The 15,793-nt window shown below is 59.8% G+C and carries 14 protein-coding genes; 4 read left to right on the top strand and 10 right to left on the bottom strand.

What is annotated here, in order from left to right:
• Positions 1–189: 189 nt before the first annotated feature.
• The 7 genes from CIB54_RS26765 to CIB54_RS26735 form a co-directional block, all read right to left on the bottom strand.
• Complete coding sequence (locus tag CIB54_RS26765) at positions 190–1,491, bottom strand: coiled-coil domain-containing protein (protein ID WP_065952516.1); 1,302 nt, start codon at positions 1,489–1,491, stop codon at positions 190–192.
• Between the two features lie 49 nt (positions 1,492–1,540).
• Positions 1,541–2,284, bottom strand: a complete 744-nt coding sequence (locus CIB54_RS26760; RefSeq protein ID WP_101221446.1) for a hypothetical protein — start codon at positions 2,282–2,284, stop codon at positions 1,541–1,543.
• 37 nt (positions 2,285–2,321) lie between these two features.
• Complete coding sequence (locus tag CIB54_RS26755; RefSeq protein WP_065952518.1) at positions 2,322–3,002, bottom strand: C39 family peptidase; 681 nt, start codon at positions 3,000–3,002, stop codon at positions 2,322–2,324.
• Positions 3,003–3,063: 61 nt separating this feature from the next.
• On the bottom strand, positions 3,064–3,798 hold the full coding sequence (locus CIB54_RS26750) for a hypothetical protein (protein WP_065952519.1): 735 nt from the start codon (positions 3,796–3,798) through the stop codon (positions 3,064–3,066).
• A gap of 69 nt (positions 3,799–3,867) precedes the next feature.
• Positions 3,868–4,419, bottom strand: coding sequence for an adhesin (locus CIB54_RS26745; RefSeq protein WP_101221445.1), 552 nt, complete (start codon positions 4,417–4,419; stop codon positions 3,868–3,870).
• A complete protein-coding gene (locus CIB54_RS26740; RefSeq protein WP_101221444.1) occupies positions 4,419–4,874 on the bottom strand; it encodes a hypothetical protein in 456 nt (151 codons plus the stop codon). The genes CIB54_RS26745 and CIB54_RS26740 overlap by 1 nt, the downstream gene beginning before the upstream one ends.
• Before the next feature lie 300 nt (positions 4,875–5,174).
• Complete coding sequence (locus CIB54_RS26735; RefSeq protein ID WP_065952522.1) at positions 5,175–6,170, bottom strand: FecR family protein; 996 nt, start codon at positions 6,168–6,170, stop codon at positions 5,175–5,177.
• 148 nt (positions 6,171–6,318) lie between these two features.
• On the opposite strand from CIB54_RS26735, the gene CIB54_RS26730 reads away from it, so the two are divergent.
• On the top strand, positions 6,319–6,588 hold the full coding sequence (locus CIB54_RS26730; protein ID WP_065952523.1) for a PepSY domain-containing protein: 270 nt from the start codon (positions 6,319–6,321) through the stop codon (positions 6,586–6,588).
• Positions 6,589–6,607: 19 nt separating this feature from the next.
• Here CIB54_RS26730 and CIB54_RS26725 read toward each other — a convergent pair whose 3' ends face one another.
• Entirely contained in the window at positions 6,608–11,752 is a 5,145-nt protein-coding gene (locus tag CIB54_RS26725) for a dermonecrotic toxin domain-containing protein (protein ID WP_101221443.1), read from the bottom strand.
• A 170-nt stretch (positions 11,753–11,922) separates the two neighbouring features.
• Here CIB54_RS26725 and CIB54_RS26720 point away from each other — a divergent pair, with 170 nt between their 5' ends.
• Positions 11,923–12,963, top strand: coding sequence for an Ldh family oxidoreductase (locus tag CIB54_RS26720; protein ID WP_101221442.1), 1,041 nt, complete (start codon positions 11,923–11,925; stop codon positions 12,961–12,963).
• Positions 12,964–13,003: 40 nt separating this feature from the next.
• Here CIB54_RS26720 and CIB54_RS26715 read toward each other — a convergent pair whose 3' ends face one another.
• Positions 13,004–13,324 (bottom strand): ElaB/YgaM/YqjD family protein, encoded by a 321-nt coding sequence (locus CIB54_RS26715; RefSeq protein WP_065952526.1) that lies wholly within the window; start codon positions 13,322–13,324, stop codon positions 13,004–13,006.
• Positions 13,325–13,486: 162 nt separating this feature from the next.
• Between CIB54_RS26715 and CIB54_RS26710 the strand changes: the two genes are divergently transcribed.
• Positions 13,487–13,741, top strand: coding sequence for a hypothetical protein (locus CIB54_RS26710; protein WP_003190904.1), 255 nt, complete (start codon positions 13,487–13,489; stop codon positions 13,739–13,741).
• Here the strand turns inward: CIB54_RS26710 and CIB54_RS26705 are convergent.
• Positions 13,734–14,642: a LysR family transcriptional regulator gene (locus tag CIB54_RS26705; protein ID WP_198557225.1), complete on the bottom strand. Its 909-nt coding sequence runs from the start codon at positions 14,640–14,642 to the stop codon at positions 13,734–13,736. The genes CIB54_RS26710 and CIB54_RS26705 overlap by 8 nt on opposite strands.
• 83 nt (positions 14,643–14,725) lie before the next feature.
• Between CIB54_RS26705 and CIB54_RS26700 the strand changes: the two genes are divergently transcribed.
• Positions 14,726–15,652: a carbon-nitrogen hydrolase family protein gene (locus CIB54_RS26700; RefSeq protein ID WP_065952527.1), complete on the top strand. Its 927-nt coding sequence runs from the start codon at positions 14,726–14,728 to the stop codon at positions 15,650–15,652.
• Positions 15,653–15,793 lie beyond the last annotated feature (141 nt).

Raw genomic sequence — 15,793 nt, 5'->3', positions numbered from 1 at the left:
GGCTTGAATCCGTGGGCCGCCGCCACGCGCCATCCATGGCGCGGGGCGGCTAACCCGGCGTCCTGCCGGGTTACCCACGGATTCAAGCCTGCGTTCGGCCAGCGTGGTTTAACGGGGCGCCTAAGATCAAAAGCCAGATCAAGATCAAGAGCGACTCGCTGCGCATCGCGGGAAGCGTTTGCCTCTCGATCAGAAGTAGTACGGGAATTTCAGGCTGAACGTGAAGTCCGGGGCGTCATCGGTCATCCCGATCGCCAGGTTCGGCACGATGGTCAGGTTATCCGAGGCGGCAATCGTCATGCCGACGTTGAAGTAGCCCGCATTTGCATCGCTGGAGACCACCGACTGCCAGTCGCCGCCGTCCGGCTTGAGCTTGCTTTTGCGCTGCACCAGGTCGGACACCGAAAACGACATGCTCATTTTTTCGTTCAAGGCAAAGGCCACGCCGACACCGAACTGAAAGCTGTCGCCCAGGCGCACCTTGCCCCCCACCTTCTGGTTGACCTCACTGCTGATGTCATCGAACGAGTCCTCGAAGTTGTGGGTGTACGACAGCGAGCCGAACAACACCGCAGGGTCGAAGGTCTTGACCAGGGAAATGCCCGGTGTGACCGACCATACGCCGTTGCCCGTCGGCAGGCTTTCCGGCAGGTAGAGGTTGTCGTTGTTGGGTTGCTTGACCAGTTTGATGCCAAACGGCTCTTTACCCGTAGGCGCCTTCACCCGCACCGACACCACGGCATCCGGCAGGGTAGGGGTTTCATCGAGGAATTTGTACGCCACGCCGAAGTTGACGTCGCCGATGGTAGGGTCGCGGGTCACGGAAGCTTCCGAGGTGGCCGTGGCATCGTTGCCGGCGCCGCCGGACTGATAGGTCGATTCGCGGTAGACCACCGGCACGTTGAGGTCGAACTGCCAACGGTTATCGACGTTGTAGCGGCCGGTCAGGTCCAGGGTCCAGCTGTCGGATTTGATCCGGTCCAGGTTGATGTTGCCAAGGAAGATCGAGTCCAGCGCCAGGAAACCATTGAGGGTCAATTGGCGCGCGTCATAACGGGCATAGGTGATGCCGGTCTCGACGCTGAACTTGCCATTGCCGAAGAAGCCACTGGCTTCGTTGTACAGGTTGCTCACACTTTGCGCAGGGGCCGAATCGTCCTTGAGCGACTGGCCGTAGGAGCTGCCGCCGCCGCCCGCGCCACCTGACGCTGCTGCCGCACCGGTGCCTGCGACGGTCGTACCGCCTTGCTTGAAATCGGCAGGGGATTTGGCCAGGCGCCTGGGTGCCGGCGTGGCCGGTTGATCTTCCACCTGGCGTACACGTTGTTCCAGCACGGCCAGGGCCTTTTGCTGCACGTCGTAGCGTTGCTTGAGTTCCAGGAGTTCCTTCTTCAGCGTTTCGATATCGGCATCTGGCGCGGCATACAGCACGGATGCGGGCAAGAGCGTACTTAAACAGATCACCGCGCGGAGCGATAACGATCGATGCATGAAATAAGCCGTCCTTTTCCAATGCGTAAGTGTCGAGGGTCAGCGTAGTTCAATAACCGAGCGTGCGTAGGCCTTTGAGCTGGTCCAGATTGCAGTTCAATGCGCCGTTGTTCAAACCGTTATTGTTCATCACCACGTTGAGTTGAGTCATGTTGCTGACGAAGTTGGTATCGCCCTTCAAAACTGTCCCTTGCAGCACATTCCCGCCGCCGATCTGCTGCAGGCTGTTGCCCTGGTTGTGGTTGGCCTGGATCGCCATTTGCAGGCCGCCATTGTTGGCCGATACGCTGACATGACCTGCCTTGCTCTCGCCGGTGACGGTGCCACCGGCCACCAATACCTGCCCGGACTGCACAGCGTTGGCAGGGGCAAAGCCGTCCTGGGTGACGTTGATGCCTACCTGGTTGTAGGCGGTGTTGCCATCCCCGGCGGCGCGCACGCTTTGAGTCACGCCCTGGCCGCTGGTCAGGCCGGCTCCGCCGATCACGTTACCGCTGCCGGCAGAGGGCGTTCCGGAACCCGCCGCACCGGTGGTTTGCACGTAGAATTGCGGGGTAATGGTGGTCTTGTCCAACTGCATGCTGGCCTTGGCGGTAATGCTGTCGCCGACCGCATTGGTCCAGGTGCTGCTCATGACAATGCCGAAGCTGATGATGCGCCCCGGCATCACATACCGGCCGCGCAGCTCGGCCATTTGCGCATCATTGAGTTCGATCGGTTTGAAGCCCGACGAAGCATAAACGGGCATCGAGGCTGCCAGACACAAAACCGTCAGCCAACGGGAAGTGTTCATCTTTTGCTCCTGGAGCGTCCTGCCCCTTATTGCGCTTCTAGAAGAAGTCGCTCTGGATAAAACCGAAATCCATCAGCTCGGCGTCGCCCACGGGCCGGAACTCGTTCAACTGGTTCTTGGCGGTCAGCGGGGCAGGCGGGTCGAGCAGAACATTGGTCTTGTCGTAGCCTTCACCCAATACGGCGAACACGATCCCATTCCATCCCTTGACGAAGTCATCCCGCGCATAGCGCTTATGCCCCAGCACCGGGTCGCCGACATACACCCAGTCCTTGTCGGCCCGCTGCATCACCACGAAGTGCTTGTAGCCACGGATCTCCAGCAGCACCACCACCGGGATTTTCACGGTGACCAGGGTGTCCGGGGCGATCTTGTAGCCCCGGGCGCGCATGCCGATGCTTTCGAGGTAGCGCTTCATGTCCAGCATGGAAAAACCCTGGGTACGCACCAGGTCCTGGTCGGCATTGACCAGCATGCCTTTGATGATGTGATCTTCATCGACGTCCAGCCAATAGGCCTGGCGCAGGATGGTGGCAAGTGCCGCAGCACCGCAGCTGAAATCGGTTTTCTGTTCCACCAGGTTGGCGAACCGGCGTTCACGGATGCTCTCGACCTTCTTGAAAATCACCGCACCGCCGGGCATGGCGGAGATCGCCATGGTGCCTGCCCAGGCGGGACCGGTGAGCAACATCAGGAGGGTGAGGGCCGCAAGGCGCATGATCGACAGACCTGTTGGACACTGGAATAAAAAAGGGCCTTGTTGCCAAGGCCCCGTTGGATCAGAAGCGCACGCCGCTGCTGCAAACGCTGCAACCTTGGCCGATCGACAGGCTGTTGCTGCCCTGGTTGCCCGCGCCGGATTGCAGGTTTACACCCACGTTGCCGGAGTTGCGGTTAACCGAGTTGTCCAGGCTTGCGTTGTTGGACACGTATTGAGGCTTGCCGTAGCCATGGCTGCTGACGGCGGTATTGAGGTAGCTGTTGTTGAGCGAGTTCTGCTCGGTGTTGGAGGCGGCGGCGATGTTCTTGCCGTCAGCGGTGGTGATTGCCAGGTTGTTTTTACCTTCGTTGCCTTGACCGGCCTGGCCGTTGTAACCCACGTTGCCGGAGTTGCCGTTGACGGAGCCGTCCAGGGACGCGTTGTTTTGCGTGCCTTTGTTGACGAAGTTGTTATGGGTGCTGGCTTGATCCACATCGATCACGGCGAACACGCTGGCAAAGTCGCCTTTGGCACTGGAGATGGCCCCTGCGTTATCCGCCTGGTTGCCGGAGCCCGACTGTACGTTGACGCCCACGTTACCGCTGTTGCCGGTGACCGAGTTGTCGGCCGAGGCATTGTTTTCGGTGTTGCTGTCCTCGAATTTGTTGTGCTGGCTTTTTTGTACATCGGTGACCACGGCGGCCACCGTGCCGGTGGGTTGAGGGGCTGGATGCCAGCTACCCGCTTGAGCAGCGGCAGCCATGAGCGCGGCGAGCGCGAAAACCAGTGGTTTGAGAGCCATTTGAGGTTTCATGGTGTTTCTCCTTGCTTCTAATTAGTTGGGTTAAGTGTTGGTACGGCCTAACGAACGCCTATCAAGCAGCTACTTGATAGTGATGCCCAGGGTGTTAGCCACTCGGTTCCCCACCCCGGCACTCTGGTTCACCTGAATCACTCCTCGGCTGCCGGTGAAGGCCTGGTCGCTGGTAACGACCTGGCGGCTGCCAGTGGTGGAGGTGGACCCTGAGTCGGTTGCCAGCGTCGTCGTGTTCTGTTGCAACAGGACGCTGTCATCGATGCTTTGCGGGCCAGGGTTCAGGCTGATCCGCACCGCATTGATCGATTGGTTATTGGCTCCGGCTGACTGGTTGATGCCCAGTACGCCGTTGCCGTTGGTAAAGGAGGCGCCCAGGATCGCCGCCTTGGCGTTCAGGGACGGGTCGACGTTGCCGTCGAGCTTCTGGATGTTGACGGTGATGGCCTGGCCACCGAGGACAATGGCGCGGCTGTTGGACATTTGTTGCTGATTGCCGGCTGCCTGGTTGATCGACAAAACACCTTCGTACTGTTTGCCGCTGCTATCGATCACGGCGGTGTTGTCAGCCAGGCTCGATGCGCTGCCCAGCAGGCCGACTATCAACAGGAGTCGCTTCATCACTTGCCCCCCATCATGCCGCCGAGGTTGTTCAAGGGGGTCATGCCGCGCTGGATCGAATCGCTGATCTGCCCACCCATTGCGCTGCCGGCGCCGGCGCCATGGCCCGCGGCAGCGCCGGTACCGAGGGTCGACATGCCGGTTTGCGTGGCGCCCAGGCCGGACAGATTGCCGTTGGGCTGCACGGAGCGCGCCAGGCTTGAACCGCTGCTGATGCCGCCGATGTCCCGGTCGCTGAGTTCGCCGGAAATGGCGCTGATCACTTCTTTGCTGGGGTTGGCGTTGGCCGTGTTGGGGTAGGGGTCGGGGAGCGAGGTACGCCCGTACATATGCCCTTGCACGGTGCGACCTGTCACGATCACGCCATCACCCGCCTGGCTCGGCAGGCTGACGCCGGCACTGAGCACGCAACTGATCAGCAGTGCGTTTATCGAGGCATGAGTGAATGTGTTCACGGCGGCGGTCCCTATTATTCACGCTGACCCTAAACAGCGTTGTCAGGGACAGAGCAGAAGGCGTGCCGGTTTTCGTTTTTACTTTAAATTCAGCAGGTTATGGTTTGCATCGACGAATTCGTCGGCTGCGGTGTTTCAACCCTGAAACAGTCCTCGGCCTGCGCCGTATACCGGGAGGCGCGCGTCAGTTGTATCAGTGATGAAACAGTGTCCATGACAAAACGATGAATCCGTCCCCGCCGGGCGATTCAAGGCAGTTGGGTGTTTCAAAAGTGGACAGATCACGCGGTAGGCGCAGGCTCAGCCCTTGGGCGTTTTACGCGGAATGGAATTGAGTACCGGGTTGCCGTCCTGATTCTGGGTCAGGTAGACCGGTAATACCTTGGGCAGGGAAGGGATAAGGTTGTTGACTTCACTGAGGTTATAAATACCGCCAATGCGAATGCTCCCGGTGCCTGCGTCCGCCAGCATCGCGGGTTTGTCCAGGTAGCGGTTGATCAGCGGCAGCGCATCGGCCAGGGCCAGATTATCGAGCACCAGTTTGCCCGTGCGCCATGCCAGGGCCGTGTCATCGGCTTTGATCGCCGCCACGCGTGGGGTGGCGTCGCCCCGTTGGTAACTGGCCTGCATCCCTGGGGTCAGCGGTACGCTGCCGTGCACTGAGTCGCTGGCGATCTGCACCGCGCCTTCAAGCAACATCACCCGCACCTGGTCCGCATACGTCCAGACATTGAACTGGGTGCCCGTCACGCGCACCTGTCCCTCGCCAGCCTGCACGATAAAGGGGTGATCGCTGTCATGGGCGACCTTGAAAAACGCTTCACCCTTTTTCAAGCTGGCCTGACGCCGGTCCTTGTAATCGCTATAGACCAGTTCGGTGCCCAGGTTCAATTCCACCTGGCTGCCATCAGCAAGGGTGACCTTGCGCAAGCCGTTGGTTGCTTCGTAGTGTTTATAGGCGCTGGGCAACCAGCCGACTTCCCAACCGGTCAAGGCGGCCAGTGGCAAGGCACCCAGGCACAGGGCGGCGGCGACCGCATAGGTGCGCCAGCGCTTGCGCGGCTTGAACGGCAACACGGCCGGCGCCGGCGTGGTGCGCGGCAGGTGATCGGCCACGTCCCAGACTTCCAGCATCGCCGCGTATTCGAACGCATGCAGCGGGTGAGCGTCGTGCCATTTTTCAAACGCCTGGCGCTCAGCGGCCGAGCAATCCTCGGCATGCAAGCGCATGCACCAATGCGCGGCGGCGTCGGTAATGGCGTCGTACTCGGCTTCTGAAAGGGACTCTTCGCTCATTGACTCATCCTGATTTCCCGCATTCTAACTCTCTGAAGCCCGCGACGAGAACAGCATCATGGCGATTGCACATCAATTGGAACTTATTCTTGTTTGAGTGCGCCTAAAAATTCAGGAATTAACCTGTCGTCAACCATGGAGTACCAACATGTTGAAGAAAACCTTAGCTGCCCTGTGTGCCACCACCGCCTTGCTGAGTGCTGGCGCTGCCTTGGCAGACAAGCCGGGTGCGGGCTGGATCACCATTGAAAAAGCCATTGAGGTGGCGAAGACCAAGGCGGGGTATATCGAAGTCTATGCCGCCGAAGCCGATGACAATGGCTATTGGGAAGTCAAAGGCCGCAAATCCGACGGCGTCGTTTATGAAGCTCGAATCGACGGCGCCTCCGGTAATGTGCTGCGTGACCAGAAAGACTGACACGCCTTGCGGGGGCTGCTCAGGCCCCCGCATCCAACAGGCGGCCGAGTTCACTGATCAGGTAGGTCAATGAGTCGGCGTTGGCCAGAATCGTATCGATACGCTTGTCGTCGTTGCTCATGAAAATCACGCGGGCATCGTCGAGGGTCTTGGCCCCCGTGGTGTCGAGGACTTTCTGCTCAAGCTCTTGAGTGGATGTGCCATCCCCGTAGTCTTCCCATTTCTCGGAATAGTCGTTCCAGACCTTGAACAACATGTCCGAGGGCGTCAGCGTGGAAAGGGCGAACTTGCGCACATCCTCAAGTTCGGTCTTGAGCGCTACAGAGCCACGCAGAGCGGTATTAATCAGGTCAGGGAATGGGCGCATGCTGTCAAGGTACGCCAGGTCTTCGGTACTGAGCTTCAAGTGCGACAATTCGTGAATGAGAGTGCACGCCCGGGCGTGGGCTGAAATGTCGAAGGGCGAATGCAAGCGACCATGGTAAACGCCCATTTGCGGATAAAAAAAACGTTCGAGTAAGTACAACTTGCGCCCCGGGTCGGCGGGAATAATAAACGCGTACTGCTCCTCACCATTGCCAGCGGTGCTACCACTGACAAAACGGTTTGAGTCTTGGCTGGTCAGGCTTGAATCACACAGCTCTTCAAGGATCTCGTGAACGACGCTCCTGATTCGGTCCACCTGGTCAGTAGACAGGTCAGGTACACCGAACATCTCGTGCAAAAAGACACCTACGCGGTGATCAGGGGCCGGGGCTGCCGAGAACCGGACGAGGTTGCGATGGCAGTTGTTGGCGTAATAAGTCGCGACATTCAATGCCTCGTCAATGACGCGGGCTTGCCAGCTCGACAGAGCGGCAATTTGCCTTATGCCTGTCGCTTCAATGTCGATCGATTTCTCTACGCTGGTTTGCACCTTCATGCGCGATAGGGTTTTGCCAAAACGTGGATGATGGCGGCTGAGGTCCAATACCCATTTGCCCTGGGCGTTGCGGCCAACGTAAGGGCCTGCCTGGGAGCCCTGGGCCAGGCGCCAATGCTTTGCGGTTTTCTTGACCGAGTACACTTTGCCTTCAAGCGGAACATAGTTTTTCAAGGTGGTTTTGTCAGTGTAAACCTGGCTGGAGGTACTCAGCTCCAGGTCCTTCAACGCGATATCGTGATTTTCGAACGGCTGCAGACGAGTACGCGAGGCAGAGGTGATTTTCAGTGTCGTCAGCGTGGTGGCCGTGGGCAGGGCCTGGTCTGACAGGTCCGCCTGCGCTACCGCAGTTTCGGCAGGGGGCGAGGCGTCGGTGCCCTCAAGTTCCCTGCCCAGCGCGGCCATTTGAGCCACGCCCGAGATGAAGTCCTTCAGTGCGGCTTTCCATTTGTGCAACTGCAGCGCCTCGGCCGAGCGCTTGAACAATTGGTAGCTACGCCAGACCACCAGTGGATAGGCGAGTTTTCCAGCCATGAACTGCACGGCGTTGGGGATGCCCTCACCCAGCAGGTCGACCGCTCTGTCCCATAGCCGCTTGGCGCCTTGCTCAAACTGGCCGGCAAGCATCTTGAGCAGGATCTGCGTATTGTCAGTGAACAGGTCGTGAAGGACATTGCCGCTTATCGCGGCCTTGGCCAGGCGGATGTCGGAGGAGGGGCGTCGGTTATTTTGCAGCAAGTTACGGTAAGTGGCCTGATGCGGTGCCTCCAGGTGCGTCAAGGTCCACTCCTGAAGTTCTCCCGGCCGCTCCAATTCATCGAGCAATGCTTGCTCGTTCGCGTATTCCTTGAATACATGTTTTTCGCTGTAGGGTGCGTGCAGCACCAAAGGGCCAGCGCTTCTGGTTTCAGGTCCTATCAGGTACATGCCCAGGGCCTTGACGGAAGCGGCACTTTCAGTGGCAATCAATGCCAAGGAGCGAATAATGGCTGACGCACCGGTGAGCTTCCCGCGCGCCAGGGCGTCGGGCATGTTGAAGACCTGTTGGACCATATTCAACGCTCGTGCTGAAAGTCGTTCCTGCAGCTTTTGCTCATGGGCGTATTGCAACGTTTGCCAGGGCAATTGCCGGCAGAACAGGTCCCGACGTTTTCGCCCTTCCTCCGTCTGGGGGTTGAGCATGTTTTGCAACAGCGTTTGATAGTGCGTTTTCAAATCCAGTTGCCGGACCATTTGGATCACCGCGTTTGCATCCAGCGTGTCCGGCAGGGGCGTGGCCGTGCGTGAGCGGGGGCGGATGTTCTCGGCGTTCAGGTCTGGCCAGTGACGCAAGGCAAAATCGGTCAAGCTGTAGACATGGATGTCCAAGGCCTGGTGTGCGGGGATCAGCACGTCATCCGGGTCGAGTTTCTGGCCGGGGAACCGTACCTGGAGCAACGCCAGAAGTGCGGTGCTCGTATGCTTGCGAATCGGCGTTATCCCCTGCAGGTAGTCTTTTTCGTCCGGGGCGCTGTTGTGGTATTGCTCAAGCAGTTCTACCTGATGGATCTGCTCCTCGGCCAACGCCATGCCCAACCAGGTGGGCAGGGCCTGCTGGTTGATAGTCGCCCTGGCTATAGCGATGGCCCGGGCAAGGTTGGTGGGCGCGGCCTGCTCCAATACCGTATCCAGGCGATCCTGCAGCGCCCTGGCGGGCAACTTCATGGAAAGCAGGCGATCAACGTCGTCCAAAACGTAGTCACTGTAGGTTTGCAGGCGATTGTTCAATACGTTGTCGTCAATGCGTTGCAAGGGGCCCAGTCGATACACCTGGTGGGGCACACGCAGGGAGACGGGCAGGTTTTCCAGCAGGCTCAAGCGCTGGATCGGATGCGCCAGGCGCTGTGTCATCTCCGTGCGCAGGGCTTGAATCGAAGGGAATGCCTCATAACCACGTCGAGGCGTCCACAGTACGACATGGCCCGAGCGCTGTGGGTCGATACCACCCCGTTCTGTCAGTAGAAATGTATTGGCAAGCGGCTGCACGTTCTCCGGTGTGCCCGTGGCCAGTGTCAATCCATAAGCATCGGGTAGAAAGCCGTTGATGCCATAACGTGTCACCCGCGAAAGGCTTTCGGGCTGCAGTACGGCGTCAAGGATCTGCTGGCTGCCTGGCGTCATGGTGGTGTTCAACCGTCGTAGTTCGGCCTCGCTACGCAACCCATTGAGCATCGAGTGAGCGTGTTTGTCGCGGGTGTTGGCCAGATACAGACGTGGCAGCTCACGCATCGAGTGGTTGGCGAAAACCAGCATGACTTGATCGATTATGCCGTTGAACGTTTTCAGGGTCATGCTGTGCAACTTGAGCGCGACGCCTTGGTTGGGCTTGCTGTAGAACCACGTTCGCGAAGAGGCGGCAACCGGCGTGGCCTCACGGCTCAGACGCTCGATGAAGTGTTCCACCATGCTCAGGGACGACACCGGTGGGCGTTCCTCACGCTCTTGTGCCTGGGTGGCGTAGGTGTTGATAAACACCTCATCGGCATTGAGGTCCTGTTGCTGTTTTTGCAGTTCAGCGTTCAAGGCGAGCGTGGCCATGCTGCGTAACGTCGGACGGTTTTGGCGTTCTGAGGCCAGTGCGTCCTCGGCGGCTTCCAGGCGTTGAAGGTGCAGCTTGGCGCGTTCCGCCCTCACCGTAGAGGGACGGCCGCTACCGCTGGCAACGGGGTGCACTGTCCAGCGTCCGCCGGTGTCGAGTGTCGCCAGGCGGTGGTCGAGCATCGTGCGTATGTCCAGGGCGTAGTCAAGCAACGCCGCCAGGTCCACTTGCCCGTCGTTGCGCCGATAAAGCGCCAGTGCGTGGTTCATATTACTGGTCTGCTTGAGCGCAATGTCTTCGACCAAGCTGGTAAAAATCCCGGCCGTGGCAGGCTGGACAGCGATGTTTATCTGGTCGAGACCGATAAACGTGTTGCGCTCATCCAAGGACAGAAAATTGAGCAGCTCATCTTCGTGTCCCGCGCTCTTGAGCATGCTCAATAAGGTATCTTTCAGATCATCCAGGTCTTCGAGTACCTGCAATCCACGCGATTGCGTGTAAAGGTAAGCGTGTGTCTCGCTGATTGCCAACGTGCCGGCCAGCTCCACGTAATGTTGGTACGGCGCGTACACGCGCACTTTTTCCACACTCAGGTGGCTGGCGTAAGTGCGGCGAGCGGTCTGGTCACTGAGGAACATGGCCTGAAGCATATGGCTTTCGCCGGCGCTGAGGATTTTTTGCTGGCGCTTGAGCAGGATATCGACGCGAAACTTATCCGCCATGATCTGCGCGAAAAGATTCAGGCGTGAGGTGCCGTTGTTTATATCCTCATTCCAGTATGTCTGCAGCAGGCTGTCCAGCAGCCTTGAAAGTATGTTGGAGATTTGTTGGATCAGCATTTCCCAGCGCTGGCGGTCTTGTTCAAGCTGGGCCGGGGTGAAAGCGGTCGTGTCATGTTTGGGGTTGACGAACTCGCGGGTTTGTTCCCTGGGCCAGGCATGTTTCACGTAGAACTGCAGGAGCGCTTCGCTTAATGGCAGCGAAGCGACCCAACGTCGTTGACCGCTTACCGGGTCTTGAATGAAACAGTTCACCCGGGTGTCTCGTTGGTCCAGGCCAAGGAAGTCAGTGCGGGCCATGATGCCCAGCAGTGTGTCGAGCATGTTGGGTAAGGTAGGCGCCTTTTGCAGTTGCTCCAGCATCGCCAGTACGTTGGCCTGTTGGCAGGCCTGGAGGGTCTGTTCCTGGTCCTCTTGTACGGGGCCTTCGACGATCTGGGTGGTGAGTATGATGGCCGTGCCCAGGGGTAACGCATTGCGCTGCGCAATCGACTGGAAGCTCAGCAGCTCGACGCGCTGTAACGGGTCCGCCAACTGCTTGCCGACTTCGGTGAGTAGCCTGGCATGATCGTCAGCGACCTGGATGCCGCCATACGGGGTGTACAACAGGGCCTTGCCACCGTCCGGGCTGGGGCTCATCACGAAAGCGCCGGCGAGTGGCATCGCCGGTTGCCCTGCAACGTTGATCAGCAGCTTTTCGACGCACATCGGGTAAGTGTGCAGTTGCGGGTTCTGCCGGGCGGAGTGGGAGGCGTAATACAGTGTATTGAGCCATTCCAGGTCCTTGACGGAGAGCCCTAACAGGCGCTCGCGCGCGCTCGGTGTTTTTCTACTGACTGGCAGCAGGAATTCGTCGAAAAAATACGGCGGGGTCACGCGGACCATAGTCTGTCTCCATTGTATGCAGGGAATGACAGGCTAAGTACGTGTCAGCGGTGAGCAGGGGTAGATAATCAGCCCCTGCGCAAGTTGACAGCAGGCGCCGGGCGTGGTGTTTAATCGAAGGTCTGGATCTTCATTCGTTGCCCCCTCCAATCATAAAAACGGAGCTTCAAATGTCTGCGCAGTCTCCGACAGTTACCACTGCCTCATCCTCGATTCCGTTCACCGAACTGGTGGCATTGCTGCAACAGGTGTTTATCCGGCATGGCACGTCGCCCGAAGTGGCTGGCGTGCTCGCGCACAATTGCGCCAGCGCCGAACGCGATGGTGCCCATAGCCACGGCGTGTTCCGTATTCCCGGGTATGTTTCAACCCTCGGCAGTGGCTGGGTCAGCGGCAAGGCGGTGCCGCTGGTCGAGGATGTCGCTAGCGGATTTGTTCGCGTCGACGCCAATAACGGCTTTGCCCAACCGGCCCTGGCGGCGGCGCGCAGCCTGTTGGTGGAGAAGGCCCGCAGTGCCGGGATCGCCTTGCTGGCGATTCGCAACTCCCACCATTTCGCCGCGTTGTGGCCGGATGTGGAGCCCTTCGCCGAGGAGGGCCTGGTGGCGCTGAGCGTGGTCAACAGTATGACCTGCGTGGTGCCCCACGGCGCGGACCGGCCGCTGTTCGGGACCAACCCGATTGCCTTTGCTGCGCCCCGCGCCGATGGGCCACCGATTGTGTTTGACCTGGCCACCAGCGCCATCGCCCATGGTGATGTACAGATTGCCGCGCGCAAAGGCGAGCGCCTGCCCCTGGGCACTGGCGTCGACAGCCTGGGCCAGCCGACCCAGGACCCAAAGGCCATCCTGGAAGGCGGCGCGTTGCTGCCGTTCGGCGGGCACAAGGGCTCGGCATTATCGATGATGGTCGAACTGTTGGCGGCGGCCCTGACCGGCGGCAATTTTTCCTTCGAATTCGATTGGTCCAACCATCCAGGTGCTCGCACACCCTGGACCGGCCAGTTGCTGATCGTGATCGACCCGGCCAAGACCGCCGGGCAAGGCTTCGCTGAACGCAGCCAGGAACTGGTGCGACAGATGCATGCGGCGGGGCTGAGGCGGTTGCCGGGGGATCGACGGCATCGCACCCGGGCGAAGTCATTGCAGGAGGGGATTGTGCTAGAGGTGCAAGTGTTGCAACAGTTGCGCGAACTGGCGGTGGCGGGTTAAAAAAACGCGTGGCAGCGGTGGACCGCTGCCACGCCATCGATCAGTTGCGGCGACCCAGCAACAGGCCGACCACCAGGCCAAAACCGGCGGAAATCGCCACGGTCTGCCACGGGTGGCCACCGATGTAGGTTTCAGTGGCATCTACGACTGGCTTGCTGCGTTCGCGCACGCTGGATAACGAGTCCAGGGCTTGTTTGAGCTTGATAGCGACCTGCTCGCGCAGGGTTTCACCTTCCTCGCCCACCAGGGATGCGCTGCTTTTGAGCAATTTGTCGGATTCTTCGATCAGCGCGGTCAGTTCGCTGAAGGCTTGATCCTTGATTTGATCTTCGACGGATTGGGCGGCGGTTTTGCGGGCCATGTGTGACTCCTTGCAAGTGAATGTGACAGTGAACAATGGAGTATCGGGCGCCGGCAAAAGTTGCAGTTATTTTGCTGGCCGCCTATTTGCGGCAAAATCCAAATCGGGTCCTTTGGACCTTCAGTGTAAGATGTCCTTTATTTGTGCAGCAGGTAACTCAACATGAGCTTCAATCTCGCCAACAAGACCCTCGCCGAACGCGCCGAGCTGGAAGATGAAAAGTCGCGCCTCTACGACCTGTGGCAAACCAACCTGGGCAAGGCCAAAGGCGAAGCCGCACGGTTGTTCGGTGAGCGCGCCAAGCGCAAGGGCAAATGGGCCGAATGGGTGCGCGCGGAACTTGACGGCATGTCGCCGCCGGAGTTTTCCAACATGGTGCGCAGTGAGGTCAACAAGCTGATGGCGGCGGCTAAATAAAGCACGCCTCGATCGCCTCACGCACGTTCAACAACAACGGGTCAAGCTGGGCCTGGGTGCGCCAGCCCAGCTCCACCGGGTAGCGCGGTAACGCCAGCGGGCAGTGCAAGACGCGCAAGCCGGTCAGGCGGGCGATGGCCTCGGCCGCATGCCCGGGAATCGTCGCCACCGCCATGCTGCCCTTGAGCAGAAACGCCAGCGCGGCAAAGTGGCTGGTGGACGCACACACCTGGCGGCTCAAGCCGTGCGCCGCCAAGCCTTCATCGGTAATGCCGATAAACCCGCCCGACGACACCAGCACGTGCTCTCGCGCGACGAACTCCGTCAGGTCGATCTGTTGCTGGCCGGGCGCCAGGCTGTCCGGGTCCACCAGGCAGCGGTAGTCACCTTCGCCGAGCACTTGCCGGCTCAGGCGCCGCTCGGCAAAACCACCGGCGGTGATGGCCAGGTCCAGGCTGCGGTCGAGCAGGGCGTCGGCGACAATCTGGCTGTGGGTCTGGCGGAATATTACCCGCAGTTTCGGCAGGCGCTGTGCGACGCTGTCCATCAGTCGCCGGCCGTAGGCAATCTCGAAGTCGTCCGACAGCCCCAGCACCACGCAGCGGCCCTGATAGGTCGGGGTCTGCGGGTTGACCATTGCCAGGCTTTGCCGGCAGCGGTCCAACGCTTCGCTGATCACCGGTTTCAACTGATTGGCGCGTGTCGTCGGCGCCAGTCCACGGCCTGTGCGCACAAATAACTGATCGCCGTACACCTCGCGCAAACGCCGCAGACCGGCGCTGATTGCCGATTGGGTGACCCCCAGGCGCAGCGCTGCGCGGCTGGCGCTGGACTCGTCATGCAAGGCTTCAAAGGTCTTGAGCAGGTTCAGGTCGACGTCTGCGATATTTATCTGACTCATATCATTTAGCACTGGGGTGGGCTTTATTCATGATCAGGCTTGGCCGGAGAATGGGCAACCCCCACCGACTTGGAGTGATTGTGATGCCTGTTTCTATCGTGGCTGCTTTACAAATTGGCTCGCTGCCGGGCGGCAAGGCCCAGACCCTCGAACACATACTGAGCTATGAAGCGCAGATTCAGCGCAGCGGCGCGCAACTGGTGGTGATGCCCGAGGCGTTGCTGGGCGGGTATCCCAAAGGCGAAGGATTTGGCACGCAACTGGGTTACCGCCTGCCCGAGGGCCGTGAAGCTTTTGCACGGTATTTTGCCAATGCCATTGATGTGCCGGGTGTGGAAACCGAGGCGCTGGCCGGGTTATCGGCGCGTACGGGTGCCAGCCTGGTGCTCGGCGTGATCGAGCGCAGTGGCAGCACCTTGTATTGCACCGTGCTGTATTTCGAGCCGTCTGGCGGTCTGGTGGCCAAGCACCGCAAGCTGATGCCCACCGGCACCGAGCGGCTGATCTGGGGCAAGGGCGATGGCTCGACACTGCCGGTGATCGATGCGGCAGTCGGGCGCATTGGCGGCGCGGTGTGCTGGGAAAACATGATGCCGCTGCTGCGCACGGCCATGTATGCCAAGGGCGTGCAAGTGTGGTGCGCACCCACCGTGGATGAACGCGAGATGTGGCAGGTGAGCATGCGCCACGTGGCCCATGAAGGGCGTTGCTTTGTCGTAAGCGCCTGCCAGGTACAGCCATCGCCCGAGGCGTTGGGCGTTGACGTTGCCAACTGGCCGGCGGATCGCGCGTTGATTGCCGGTGGCAGCGTGATCGTCGGGCCGATGGGCGACATTCTTGCCGGGCCGCTGGTGGGTGAAGCGGGGCTGTTGACGGCGCGGATCGATACCGATGAATTGGTGCGGGCACGCTATGACTATGACGTAGTGGGGCACTACGCCAGGCCGGATATTTTCGAGTTGACGGTGGATGAGCGCGCCAAGCCGGGCGTGCGCTCTATCACTGACTAAACGCGGTTAAACATGTGGGAGGGGGCTTGCCCCCGATGGCAGTGTGTCAGCCAGTGTATTTCCAGCTGACCCACCGTAATCGGGGGCAAGCCCCCTCCCACATTTGATCTTCAGGGGTTGGGGGATTGGGATTTCAGCCAT

It is taken from the genome of Pseudomonas fluorescens (genome assembly GCF_002837185.1).
GTDB classification, from domain to species: domain Bacteria; phylum Pseudomonadota; class Gammaproteobacteria; order Pseudomonadales; family Pseudomonadaceae; genus Aquipseudomonas; species Aquipseudomonas fluorescens_AM.
This window is presented reverse-complemented; position numbering and strand designations above follow the sequence as displayed.